Below are 12,165 nucleotides of genomic sequence, written 5' to 3'. Positions count from 1 at the left end.
GCCATGCGTCACCATCCGATTTCCCCGGTCACCGAACCGATGCAGTACCGGGCCATTGGCGTGGTGCGGGGGATTTACGTGCCTGCCGATCCGGCCCAGCTCACCCGGGGGATGATTCGCACCGCAGATGGCAGTGAAATAGATGCCGTGGTCTTAGGACGCCTCCTCACCTTGATGAAGCGCCACATCAATCTCGAGGAACCCCATCTTTGGGTCGTATATCCCCGCTCCCGTGAGGAGGCTGGCCTGCATCTACAGATGGTCGGCGTTTGGGAGCCCAGCACCCTGGCAGATGCGGAAGCGAGTGACCAAATCCCCGAGGGCGACGATTACCTCTCCATCCGCGGGGAGCTGATCTACACCCGCCCTGAAACTGGCGATTTGGTGATCAAGGTGCGGCAAATGCCCCGGCCCGATGGCAGTAGGCCCGTGCCGTTCAAGCTGCAGTTGAAGGGCGATGTGCCCCTGGAGCACCTGCGCCACTTCGTGGATCTGAATGTGCGCCGCCAGGGCGAATTTCTGCAGGTGGAAGCCTGTGAAGTGGTGGGTCCGGTGGCCCAGCGCGGCAACCGGGGCGGCAAGAAACGTCCCCCTGCGGCCGGTGGTGCCAGAAGTGCCACCAAGACTGCCAGGCCCAGTCGCTAGGCGATCGGGTGCAAACCAGCCCTAGCCCACTCGCATGAAACAACCGCTGGGGGCTGGCTTCGTGGTTTTTGGGGTCACAGGCGTTGCGGTGGTTGGGCCCCTGCTCGGACTATCACCCGCCTGGATTGCCCTGGCTGCAGGCTTTGGTTTGGCGGCCCTCACCGTGGATGCGGCCCGTTTTGGTGGCCGCGGCGGCCATCTCTTGGCCGAGGCCCTACCTGGCGGGGAAGCCCGGTTGCGCCGCATTGCGGTCCACGAAGCCGGCCATGTTTTGGTGGCGGGCCATGAGCAGATGCCGGTGGCCCAGGTGCTGGTGGGCAGCCTGGCCTGTCTTCAGGCAGGCCTGCAGAGCAATGGCTGCACCCAGCTGGAGCCGCCGGCCCACGCCAAGTTGGCGCCAGCGGAGTTGCGTCGCTGGAGTCGGGTGCTGCAGGCGGGCATGGTGGCCGAACAGCTGGTCTATGGCGAGAGCTTGGGCGGGGCCGATGACCGGGCCCTTTTGGGCCGCCTTTGGGGCCTTTCCGGCAAGGATGCCCAGATGGCCCAACTGGAGCAACGCCGGGCCCGCCGGGAGGTGGAGCAGTGGTTGGGGCAACGCCAGGCCGAACTGGAGTCTGAGGCTGAACTGCTGCTGCAGATGGCTCCCCGCCTAGTGCGTTCCCAGCCTGCTGCCATGCCTGCTTCCCAGCCGCCGGAGTTGGAGCGATGAGTCGGCTGGCCATAGTTGATTGCCCCTCTGGCTTGGCCGGCAACATGTTGCTGGCGGCCCTTTTCGATCTCGGATTGCCGCAGCAGGTGGTGGACCTACCCCTGGCGGCCCTGGGGCTGGAGCGGGCCTATCGCCTCGGGCTGGAGGAGCGCCAGAGCGCCGGTTTGCGGGGCTTGCACCTGGAGGTGACCCCGCTCGAGCAGCAGCCACCCCACCGGCATTGGTCCCAACTACGCCTGCAGATCCAGCAGGCAGCCTGGCCCGAGCTTCTGAAAAGCAAGGTGCTCGAGGTTTTTGGCCTGCTGGCCACGGCGGAGGCGGCAGTCCATGGCATCGAGCCAGAAAAGGTGCATTTCCACGAGGTGGGAGCGGTGGATTCCCTGGTGGATGTGGTGGGGGTGTGCGCCGGCCTAATCCATTTCGGCGTGGACGGGCTTGTTTGCACCCCCCCTCCAGCCGGCCATGGCTCGGTTCAAACGGCCCATGGAATCCTGCCCCTGCCTGCCCCTGCCGTACTGGAGCTGGCCCGCCTCAAAAAGGTGCCTTTGGCCAGCAGTGGCTCCTATCCAGCGGGGGAACTCACCACCCCCACGGGGCTGGCGCTGGTGGCCTGCTGGGTTCAAAGCTTTAGTCAGGCCCCCGACCATGTGCCGGCTTCGATTGGGGTGGGTTTGGGTAGTCGTCAGTTCGCCGTAGGTGCCGATCAGCCCCCCCGCCCGAACCTGTTGCGCATCACCCTGGCCTCCCCGCCCCAACTCCTGGGGCAGCGAGAAGCTGGCGATAGCGCCCAGCCCAGCCTGGAAACCCTGGTGGTGCAGCAGGCCCAGGTGGACGATGCGACCCCAGAGGATTTGGCCTATCTGCTCGAGAGGTTGCGCCAGGCGGGCGCCCTGGAGGTTTTTAGCCAGGCGATTGCGATGAAAAAGGGCCGGCCGGGCCAGCTGGTGACGGCCCTGGTGCGACCGGAAATGGCCGCTGAGCTGCGCCTGCTTTGGTGGCAGCACAGCAGCAGCCTGGGCCTAAGGGAGAGCACCCAAAACCGCTGGGTGCTGCCCCGCCGCAGCCGCAGGCTGCAAACCCCCTGGGGGGAGGTGGGGATTAAGGAGGCCCTGCTGCCCGATGGCCGTTGGCGAGCTAAGGCGGAACATGCCGACTTGGTGGCCCTGTCGGAAAGCCAGGGGCTTGCCCTCGACCAGGTCAGGGCGGCGGTGGAGGGACTGCTGTGAAGCTTGCGGCGCTGGATCTGAAGAAGTGGATTTCGCTGCTGAGTGCTGGCTTTTTGCTGGCGGCCCTGGTGGGCCACGGGCAGCAGCTGTTGCAGTTGAGCCTTGATGCCCAGGGTTGGCTGTGGTTGTTGCTGGGGGTGGGCCTCAGCCTGCTCAGCCTGGTGGCCAATGGCCTGGCCCTGGGTGTGGTGCTGCAGTGGTTGGGCCTGATCCCCCGCTGGCAGGCCCTGGTGCTGGCCTACCTACAAACCAACCTGCGCAAGTATTTGCCAGGCGGGATCTGGCACCTCAGCGCCAGGGTCAACCTTTTGCGGAGTGTGGGTGCCCCCTTGGCAACGCCGGCATCGGGGGGCGTGGCCCTGTTGGCCGTGTTGCTCGATCCCCTGGTTGCCGCTGTTACGGCCCTGGCCCTGGTGGCCTTGGGTGGTTTGCAGGGGGGCTTGGGCCTGCTCTGCCTACTGCCCCTGCTGCTGCTCTTGCCCCGCTGGCTGAATCCCCTGTTGGCGTGGCTGGAAAGGCGCCGGGCTCCTGAGCTGGCATTGGAAAATTGGCAGGGCCTGGTGGACCAATCTCCCCGCCTGCCCAGCTACCCCTGGCCCCTGCTGCTGGCCCAACTGGGTTTTGTCCTGCTGCGCTTTGCGGGCTTTGCCTGCTGCGTGCTGGCCTTTGATTTGCAGTGGTCCCTGGAGTGGACCGGCTGGTTGGCGGGCTTCGCCCTGGCCTGGACCGCCGGCCTGGTGGTGCCAGGGGCCCCGGGGGGGCTGGGGGTTTTTGAGGCCGTGTTGCTGCTGAGGCTGGGCTTTGCCGTGCCAGAAGCCCCGATCCTGGCCATCGCCATCAGCTACCGGCTGGTGGTGAGCCTGGCAGATTTACTGGCGGCCTCCACTGCCCGCCTTGATGCAGCCAGGATCAATGGTGGGAGTTCTGGTGTGGATCGAAGCTAAAGCCGGTCATTGCAAAATTTGTGCCGTCAAATTAATAAATCCCAATTTATTTGAGGTGCCCTTGTGATGGCTGATTAGCTCGGTTATTTGTTTGGGCGCGGTTGAATTAGCAGCTATGCTGCAGAAAGAAGTTGATTTTCCGATGCAGGAAGTTCCCCAGGTCCCCAGGCGCTCCAGGCTTGCCAAGCAACTCGAATTGCGCCTAGAACGCATGATTTGGCGGTTTCGGCTGATTGCAATTGTGCCGGTGTTGATGAGCCTGCTCAGCACCCTGCTGACCTTTGCCATAGGCACCCGTGAGATTTTTTATTCGATCGGTGTTTACTTTGAAAAGCCGGGAGGCCATGCAGAAATCTCTTACTACAAGGCTTTGGCTGGGATGGTTTCTGGCATTGATTTTTATCTGATTGGGGTTGCTTTGTTGATATTCGGCTATGGACTCTATGAATTGCTGCTTTCGCCGCTAGATGCCTATCGCGAGGAGACCAACCATGCCGATGGTTCGGGTCTACTAGATATCAAGAATCTCGATCAGCTCAAGGAAAAGCTGGTCAAGGTGTTGATCGTGGCGTTGATTGTGTCGGCTTTCAAGGCCATGCTTTCGATTGAGGTTAAAGATGTGCAAACACTGGCCTATTTCTGCCTTTGTGTGTTGGCGCTTGCCCTGAGTAGTTTCCTGCTCTCCCTAAAGGTTGAGAAAAAGCACTAATTCGCCAAAAATCAACCACCTTTTTTCCACGGTTTCCTACGTGAAGACGGTGCAGGCGGTAAAGACTGAGGAGTCGGTGGAGGCGGTGGCGTTTATTCGCAACTGTGCCTATTGTTGAGAAGTTCCAGCCCAGCCCAGTGCCGTGCCTTCGCCAGCCAGCCCAGTCGGCAGCACCACGGGACTGCGCTCCAGCCTGCATGACCGCGGCCAGCGCCTAACCCCCCAGCGCCAAAAGGTGCTCGAGCTTTTTGAGCGAATCGGCGAAGGTAGCCATCTCGGTGCGGAGGAGGTGCACCAACGTTTGCTGCGCAGCGAGGAGAGGGTTTCGCTGGCAACGGTTTATCGCACCCTGCGTTTGCTGAGCGGCATGGGCCTGCTCCAGGAATTGGAGCTCCCCGAGGGCGGCCGCCGTTTTGAATTGGCAAGCGATGCCCACCGCGACCACCACCACCTGGTGTGCGTTCGCTGCGGTCGCACTGAGGAATTTGAAAACGCTGAGGTTTTGGCAGCTGGCGAACAGGCTGCCGGCAGCCATGGTTTTCGCCTACTGGAGTGTGTTCTAAACGTGCGAGCCCTTTGCCCAGATTGCGCTGCTGGCTAGGGGCCTGGAAGGTCTAGCGGTTCTGGCGCACTCGAACTGGCACCAGCACCGGCTGCATCAGGCCGCCGCCGCCATTGTCGTCGTCGGAGTCGGCGGTGAGCAGGAAGGCCAGGGCCAGCACAGCCAAAACCCCGGTGAATAGGAGCAGTTCGGCCATGACTTACCTGCGAGATGTGACAAATCTAGTCGGTTTCGACTGAAGTGGTGTAGCAACCGTTCCCCTTTAGCTGAACCCCTTGCCGGCATTTTTGGCCACGCAGGCTTGCAGTTGCTGGCGCAACTTGGCGTGATCCAGCTTTTTGCCGATTAAAACGATTTGGTTTTTGCGCTCCTGGCTGGGCCAATCGGAATCGTCGATCGAAAAGCGTTTGCCGGCCAGGTGAAACACGTGGCGCCGCTCACTTTCGTTGAACCAGAGGATGCCTTTTGCCCTGAAAACCGAGCCAGGCAGCTGGTTGTCGAGGAAGTTTTGGAATTTGCGCAGGGCAAAGGGGCCCTCTGCTGCAAACGACAGGGAAGTGAACCCCTCAATCGCCTGGTGATCTGGATGGTCGTGATGCTCGTGCTGGTGATGGGCGTGCTCGTGATGCTCATGCCCATGCTCATGGACGCATTCACCGTGGTCGTGGTCGCAGTCGTCGTGGTTTTGGGCGACCACCACCTTGTCGCTCTCAAATAGGCCCACACTCAGCAACAGCGCCAGGGAGACCTCCCCTTTGACCGACCGCAGGATGCGGGCATCGGTTTTGATTTCCCGCAGCTGTTTTTCAAGGGCACCTAGGCGTTCCTCCTCCACCAGGTCGCACTTGTTGAGCAGCAGCATGTCGCTGTAGACGATTTGGGCCCTGGCAACCTCCCCCTCCAGCAGCTCATCGCTGAAGTTTTCGGCGTCTACCAGGGTGATGATCGAATCGAGCCGGGTCTGGTCGCGTAGGTCGCTGCCCAGGAAGGTCATCGCCACGGGGAGGGGATCGGCGAGGCCCGTGGTTTCGACCACCAGGTAGTCCACGGGATCGGGGCGATCCAGAATTCGATAAACGGCTTCCAGCAACTCTCCGTTTATGGAGCAGCAAATGCAGCCATTGCTCAGCTCCACCATGTCTTCGCCGGTGGCCACCACCAGGTCGTTGTCGATGCCGATTTCACCAAATTCATTCACCAGCACGGCGGTTTTTAGGCCCTGCTGATTGCTGAGGATGTGGTTCAGCAGGGTCGTTTTGCCCGCACCCAGGAAGCCGGTAAGGATCGTTACGGGTAGGGGCTTGGCGCTGGCGGTGCTGCTGGGGCTCATGGATCGGGTGTGCCGCTTACCTAAACATTAGGAAGCGAGGTGGCGGTAGGGGCTTTGCCATCCCCAATCTCTGCCGGGCCGGTAGCTGGGGCAGGTGTCCAAACCCTCGCACTTGCCTCCCCTAGAGGCTGTCCAAAGGAGCTTTAGCGCATCATTGCTGCGGCGCATTGCGCCAGCTCGTGTGAGGACCACCATGAAATTGTTTAAGCAGCTGCTGGTTGCCCCTGCTGTTCTGGGCCTGCTGGCTCCCCTGGCACCTGCTGCCATCGCCGACGAGCAAGTCACCAGCATCAGTACTAGAAGCAATGGCGACCAACCGTTGATGCTCCCTGTCCCAGAGCCTAAATTTTGAGCAACCAAGCATGGTCCCTAGTTTGAGCTTGGGCACCTCCTTGAGTAGGTGGGCATTGGCCAGGTGGGCGGCCCTGAGGTTGTAGTTGGGGATTCGCTCGGATAGGTGGTGGATATTGTGGTAGCCGATATCAGCCGTAAACCAGTTCAATAGGGCTGGTAGTACCAGGTAGCTGGTGCCAGATAGGGCCCCTTCGAGGGAGTTCCAGCCCTCAGTGCGGTGGGCATAGGTGCCCTCGAAAATATGCTGGACAAAGAAGATCCAGATAAAAAACATGGCGGCAAATGTCAGGGTCAAGCTATACATGCCCAGGATTAATCCGTAGCCCCAGGTGTTGCCGGCCAGAATCAAAATGCCAAATACGCAGATGTTATTGAGCAGTAGGTCCCAAAATTCTGGGTCCTTGGAAATTTTCCCGGTGCGAAGGGCTTTGGCTAGTTCCTGCAGTAGGGATAGGCGCGGTTGGAGTGCAAGGTAAAAAAAGCCGCCTGGAATGGCCATCAATGGGTGGCGCAGGAATCCGTAGAACCATTGCTGCCGGCGGCTGAGCTCGGCAAATTCCTGGGTGGAGAGGAAGTCGGCCACGCCGCGGTAGCGCTCCCAGTCGCCGTTGGTGCGGTGGTGGTAGGCGTGGTCCTTTGACCAGGCCAATTGGGGCATTGCATTGATTAGTCCGAGCAGAAAGCCTGCAATGCGGTTTAGCTGGGGGCTGCGAAATAGGGATTGGTGCCCGCAGTCGTGCATTAGCGAAAAGCAACGCAGGGCAAATAGCACCAGCACCACCCCTATTAGGGGCAGGGCCCAGACGGCATGCTGGGCGGCCTGAATGGCCAGGGCCCAGGCGGCTAGGTAGGGCCCAATGGTGTTTAAAACCTGGAGGGCGCCGCGGCGGTTGCTGCTGCGGACATAGGGAGCAATAACAAAGTCGCTTCGCCGGATTTTGGTGCCCATGGCAGCGAACCTAGGGGACTAGCTACTGGCGGCGGCGAAACGCCTCCGGCTGGTGAGCGCGAGCGCCAATAAAAAGCCACTGAACTGGACGATCACCACACAGGGGCCGGAGGGCAGGTTGGTAAGGCCGGAACCAAGTAGGCCCAATAGGGCACAGCTGCCCCCCAGGCCCGCCGATATCAGCACGTAGACGGGGAAGCGCCGGCTCAGCAAGCGGGCGGCGCAGGCTGGGATCACCACAAAGGCGCTGATTAGCAATACGCCGACGGCCTTAATTGACACTGCCACCACCACCGCCAGCAGGATGATGAAGGCGAGGCGATGGCGGTTTGCCCGCACCCCTAGGGCTCCGGCCAGATCGTCGCTGAGGGTAAGCAGCACCTGGGCCCGCAGGCTCAGGCCCAGGTAAACAGTGGCCGCAACTAGAAGCAGGGCAATTACGCCCAGATCGCTCCAACTGATTCCGAGGATGTCGCCGAATAGCAGCTGCTGGATGCCGCCCCGGTAGGTCTCCACCAGGCTCAGGGCCACCACGGCGAAGGCCAGGGAGCTGGAATAGACTATATTGAGCAGGGCATCGGCCGGCAACCCACTGCGGGCCACCAATTGGTTCACCAGCAGGGCAAAAAGCACGGCGAAGGGAATCAGCACCAGGGTGGGGTTGACCCCTAAGAGGATGCCGATGCTGATCCCGAGCAGGGCCGAATGGCCGAGGGCATCGCTGAAGAAAGACAGTTGCCGCAACACCGCAAAGCTTCCCAGCAAACCTCCCAGGCCGCCGGTGAGCAGGCCACCCACCAGGGCCCGCTGCATGAACGGCTGGGTCAGCACCGCCGCCACCCCCGAGGCATCAACCATGGTTTTCCTTGCTGGGGGTGTGGTGTTGGTGGCGATAGGGCACCACGTTGGCCCCATAGAGCTCCGCTAGGCGCGCCGAGCTCAGGGCATGGTCTGGGCTGCCGCTACAACGCAGCCGGCGGTTGAGGCAAAGCACCTGATCAGAGCTGCGTCTGACCATGTCGAGGTCGTGCGACACCTGCAGCACGGTCCAGCCCTCCTGGCGGCGCAACTCCAGCAACAACTGCTGAAACTGTTCGCTGGAAGGGGCATCGAGGCCGGCCTGGGCCTCATCTAGCACCAACAGTTGCCGGGGCCGTACTACGCAAAACGCCAACAGCACCCGCTTGAGCTGGCCACCGGAGAGCTCGTTTAACAACCTTTCCGCCAAATCGGAGCAGGCTGTGCGTTCAAGGGCCCCAGCCACCGCCTGGCTGCGGCGCCGGCCCCCAAGCCAGGCCAGGTTTGGGCCGGGTGGATCAAAGCCAAAGCCCACGAATTCAGCCACCGTCAGGGGGAAACGTCCCTGGAGCGCCAGGGTCTGGGGCAAGTAGGAAATCTGGGCGCGCACCGAACGGGGCAGCTCTCCAGCCGGACCCATTTGCTGGCCGAGGATTTGAACAGTGCCAGCGGATCTGGGCAGCAAGCCGAGCAGGGCGGCCACCAGCGTGCTTTTACCGGCCCCATTGGGCCCCACCAGGGCCGTGTCCGTTTCTGGTTCGAGCTGAAAGCTCACCCCATCCACGGCCAATTGGCCATCGCGCTGGACACTTAGGTCCTGCACCTGCACCACCGGTTGCTGCCCCATCAGTGATCAACCACCAAAGGCCTGGATCAGGTCGGCCACGTTGCGCCGCATCACTTGAAGATAGGTACTGGGGTTGTCGGCGGCCAGGGCTGCGCCGGTTTCGAGGGGGTCAAACACACTGATTTTTACCCCCAGGTCTTGGGCCAGGGTATTGAAGGAGCGCTGACCCTCCTGGGGTTCGCTGAGCAGGGCCTTGAGCTGGGTTTGCTTCACTTCAGCGGCCACCCGCCGTAGATCGGCAGGACTGGGATTCAGCTCCGGCACATCCACCAGGAAATCGGCCTTGAGGCCGTAGCGCTGGGCAAAGTAGGGGGCGAAATCGTGGAAGGCAACGAAGGTTTTGCCGCTGTAGGGCTTGAGCTGACCTGCAATCTCGGCGTTCAGGGCCCGCAGCTGGGATGTGTAGCTGGCTGCATTGCGTTTGTAGCCCTCGGCGCAGCTGGGATTTGCTTTCACCAGGCCAGCTCGGATGGTTTCCACCTGCTGAATTGCCCGCAATGGATCCAGCCAGATGTGGGGGTTCACCTCGCCGTGGGTATGGCCCCCATGGCCATGCTCTTCGGGGGAATCGAGGGTGGCAACGCCCCGGCTGGAGTCGATAACGATCAGTTTGGGGTTGGCGGCTGAGGCCACCAGCTTGTTGAGAAAACCCTCCATCTCCAGGCCATTCTTGACCAGCACATTCGCCTGTTTCAGGGCAAGCAGATCACCTGGTTTGGCCTGAAAATCATGGGGCCCACCGTTGGCTGGGATCAGCTGCGTGACCGTGGCGCAATCCCCTGCTAAGGCTCGGGTGAACAGGCTGATGGGCAGGAAGGTGGTGACTACCTGCAGCTGCTTGGGTTTTGAGGCCCTCTCTGCGCCTGGTCGGGGTGCTCCGCAGGAGGCCGCGGCTAGGGCCAAGAACAGAACGCCTACCCGGCCAATCCAGGGATGCATCGACTTCATCGAGGGAATCGGGGGGCCTGAAAGGGCGAAAACGGCCCCAGCCTCTCCCTGGCATTTGTGAGAATGATTCTCAGTCTACTGGCCATTGGCTACCCGCTGGCTAGGTGTTGTTGTTGGGCCACTGACCGGGTGGGGAAGGGAATATCTCCATAGGATCAATGCATTCAGCTCCAGCCGATCTGGCCATGACCTCCCAGGTTGCCGCCCCCAGCGACCGCCAGCAGCTGTTGTTGTCGCAGTTGCGCAGGGCCAAGCGCGAACTCTCTGGCCAGGACCTGCACGCCCGTTTGCGCCAGGGCAGCCAGCCCATGGGCTTGGCGACGGTGTATCGCAACCTGCGCCAGTTGCAGCAGTGGGGCTTAATTCGTTGCCGGCACCTACCCAGTGGAGAGGCCCTTTTTGCCCCCGCCGAACGGGATGAGCACCACCTGACCTGTGTCGACTGCGGCACCACCGTGGTCTTGCCCCAGTGCCCGATGCATGGGGTGCACCTGCATGGTGGGCAAACCTTTGGCTTTCAACTGCTGTTCCACACCCTGGAATTTTTCGGCCTCTGCCAGAGTTGCCAGCTCCAGCAAGCCGCCCAGCTCCAGCCTCTAGAGGCAGAGCCAAAACTGGCATAAAGAATGAGAATCCTTTTAATTGCTCCCTCTGTTCTGGGCCTGCTGGCTCCCATGGCACCTGCTGCCATCGCCGACGAGCAAGTCACCAGCATCAGTCAGTTCTCTGACGTCAAGCCCACCGACTGGGCTTACCAGGCCCTTTCGAACCTGATCGAGCGCTACGGCTGCGTCGCCGGTTACCCCAACGGCACCTACAAGGGCGGCCAGGCGATTACCCGCTTTGAAGCAGCTGCCCTGCTCAACGCCTGCCTCGATCGCGTTACCGAGACCACCGACGAACTGAAGAAGCTGATGAGCGAGTTCCAAAAGGAGCTCGCCATCCTCAAGGGCCGTGTTGACGGTCTTGATGCCCGCGTAGGCACCCTGGAAGCTAATCAGTTCTCCACCACCACCAAACTGTCGGGTCTGGCCACCTTTGTGGTGGGGGGCGTCAGTAACAACCCCGCCGGCGGCCAGGTCACCTTCAACTACGACCTACAGCTCAGCCTCGACACCAGCTTCACGGGCAAGGACCTACTGCGCACCGTGCTGCGCTCAGGCAACTTCGATGGCGATCGCAATGCCTTTGGAGGGGGGCTTTCCAGCCTGGAGATTGCATTCCAGGAGGAGGGCGGCCCCGACCTGGTCGGTATCGACAAGCTCTATTACCAGTTCCCGATCGGCGGCAAGTTCACCGCCACCCTGGGCGGCCGGGTGGGCCAGGAAGACATGCTGGCGCTCTGGCCCAGTGCCTATCCCAGCGACACCATCCTCAACGTCCTCACCCTCAACGGGGCGCCCCTGGCCTACAACAAAAACCTTGGCCCTGGTTTTGGCCTCTGGTGGCAGGACAACGGTTGGAGCGTGAGTGCTAACTACGTAGCTGCCAATGCAGCGAATTCCTCAGAGGGCCTGTTTAACAGTGCTTCTGCGGGCACCAGCACGGTCCAGCTGGGTTATGGCAAGGAAAATTGGGGTATTGCCGCTATCTATTCCTATCTGGATGCCGGCGTGGATGTGCCGGGGGCCACTTCTTTTGTCACCAGCCAAATCGCGCCAGAGGCTGGGGGAGGGGCCACCACCAACGCCTTCGGCCTTAGTGGTTTCTGGCAACCCTCCCAGGCGGGCTGGGTCCCCTCGATTAGTGCCGGCTATGGCATCAACAAAAGCTCCGGCAACGATCTCGGCACCAGCCAGTCCTGGATGGTGGGCCTGCAGTGGTCTGATGTGCTCGCCAAGGGCAATAGCTTTGGCATGGGCTTGGGCCAGCCCGCCTTCGCCAGCTCCACTAGCAATGGCGCCACCACTGAATCGGGGGTGTGGGCTTGGGAGTGGTGGTATCAGTGGCAGATCACCGATGCAATTTCCCTGACGCCGGCAATTTTCTATCTGAATAACGCCGGCAACCAAGATGCAGCCGGCGGCGGGAGTCAAGTCGGCGCCCTGGTCAAGACCACCTTCCGCTTCTAGCCTGGCCTAGCCCAGCATTGATGCGCCCGGCCCCGACAACCCACCATGGTTTCGGTTGAATTTGCTGTGAAG

At 61.5% G+C, this 12,165-nt stretch carries 14 protein-coding genes; 8 read left to right on the top strand and 6 right to left on the bottom strand.

Features of this window, described 5'->3' with window-relative positions; all coding sequences use genetic code 11:
* The first annotated feature begins 3 nt into the window (after positions 1-3).
* From KBY49_RS05425 to KBY49_RS05400, 6 genes are all read left to right on the top strand, one after another.
* Positions 4-645, top strand: coding sequence for a hypothetical protein (locus KBY49_RS05425; RefSeq protein WP_254933711.1), 642 nt, complete (start codon positions 4-6; stop codon positions 643-645).
* A 34-nt stretch (positions 646-679) separates the two neighbouring features.
* Positions 680-1,354 carry a hypothetical protein gene (locus KBY49_RS05420; protein WP_254933710.1) on the top strand — a complete coding sequence of 225 codons (675 nt, stop codon included), beginning with the start codon at positions 680-682 and terminating at the stop codon, positions 1,352-1,354.
* A complete protein-coding gene (larC, locus tag KBY49_RS05415) occupies positions 1,351-2,580 on the top strand; it encodes a nickel pincer cofactor biosynthesis protein LarC (RefSeq protein ID WP_254933709.1) in 1,230 nt (409 codons plus the stop codon). The genes KBY49_RS05420 and larC overlap by 4 nt, the downstream gene beginning before the upstream one ends.
* A complete protein-coding gene (locus tag KBY49_RS05410; RefSeq protein ID WP_254933708.1) occupies positions 2,577-3,524 on the top strand; it encodes a lysylphosphatidylglycerol synthase domain-containing protein in 948 nt (315 codons plus the stop codon). The genes larC and KBY49_RS05410 overlap by 4 nt, the downstream gene beginning before the upstream one ends.
* 91 nt (positions 3,525-3,615) lie before the next feature.
* Positions 3,616-4,233 (top strand): YqhA family protein, encoded by a 618-nt coding sequence (locus KBY49_RS05405; RefSeq protein ID WP_254933707.1) that lies wholly within the window; start codon positions 3,616-3,618, stop codon positions 4,231-4,233.
* Between the two features lie 142 nt (positions 4,234-4,375).
* Positions 4,376-4,834 (top strand): Fur family transcriptional regulator, encoded by a 459-nt coding sequence (locus KBY49_RS05400; RefSeq protein WP_254933706.1) that lies wholly within the window; start codon positions 4,376-4,378, stop codon positions 4,832-4,834.
* Positions 4,835-4,847: 13 nt separating this feature from the next.
* Here KBY49_RS05400 and KBY49_RS05395 read toward each other — a convergent pair whose 3' ends face one another.
* The 6 genes from KBY49_RS05395 to KBY49_RS05370 form a co-directional block, all read right to left on the bottom strand.
* Positions 4,848-4,991: a hypothetical protein gene (locus tag KBY49_RS05395; RefSeq protein WP_254933705.1), complete on the bottom strand. Its 144-nt coding sequence runs from the start codon at positions 4,989-4,991 to the stop codon at positions 4,848-4,850.
* 66 nt (positions 4,992-5,057) lie between these two features.
* A complete protein-coding gene (locus KBY49_RS05390; RefSeq protein WP_254933704.1) occupies positions 5,058-6,125 on the bottom strand; it encodes a GTP-binding protein in 1,068 nt (355 codons plus the stop codon).
* Between the two features lie 151 nt (positions 6,126-6,276).
* Positions 6,277-7,428, bottom strand: coding sequence for a fatty acid desaturase (locus tag KBY49_RS05385; protein WP_254933703.1), 1,152 nt, complete (start codon positions 7,426-7,428; stop codon positions 6,277-6,279).
* An 18-nt stretch (positions 7,429-7,446) separates the two neighbouring features.
* Positions 7,447-8,286: a metal ABC transporter permease gene (locus KBY49_RS05380; protein ID WP_254933702.1), complete on the bottom strand. Its 840-nt coding sequence runs from the start codon at positions 8,284-8,286 to the stop codon at positions 7,447-7,449.
* Positions 8,279-9,073, bottom strand: a complete 795-nt coding sequence (locus KBY49_RS05375; protein ID WP_254933701.1) for a metal ABC transporter ATP-binding protein — start codon at positions 9,071-9,073, stop codon at positions 8,279-8,281. The genes KBY49_RS05380 and KBY49_RS05375 overlap by 8 nt, the downstream gene beginning before the upstream one ends.
* Positions 9,074-9,079: 6 nt before the next feature.
* The gene (locus KBY49_RS05370; RefSeq protein WP_254933700.1) at positions 9,080-10,021 is read right to left on the bottom strand and encodes a metal ABC transporter solute-binding protein, Zn/Mn family; all 942 of its coding nucleotides are present in this window, start codon (positions 10,019-10,021) and stop codon (positions 9,080-9,082) included.
* 185 nt (positions 10,022-10,206) lie between these two features.
* Between KBY49_RS05370 and KBY49_RS05365 the strand changes: the two genes are divergently transcribed.
* Both KBY49_RS05365 and KBY49_RS05360 read left to right on the top strand, forming a co-directional pair.
* Complete coding sequence (locus KBY49_RS05365; protein WP_254933699.1) at positions 10,207-10,644, top strand: transcriptional repressor; 438 nt, start codon at positions 10,207-10,209, stop codon at positions 10,642-10,644.
* Positions 10,645-10,695: 51 nt separating this feature from the next.
* Entirely contained in the window at positions 10,696-12,093 is a 1,398-nt protein-coding gene (locus KBY49_RS05360) for an iron uptake porin (RefSeq protein WP_254933698.1), read from the top strand.
* Positions 12,094-12,165: the final 72 nt, after the last annotated feature.

The organism is Cyanobium sp. WAJ14-Wanaka (assembly GCF_024345375.1).
In the GTDB taxonomy this organism is placed as follows: domain Bacteria; phylum Cyanobacteriota; class Cyanobacteriia; order PCC-6307; family Cyanobiaceae; genus Cyanobium_A.
This window is presented reverse-complemented; position numbering and strand designations above follow the sequence as displayed.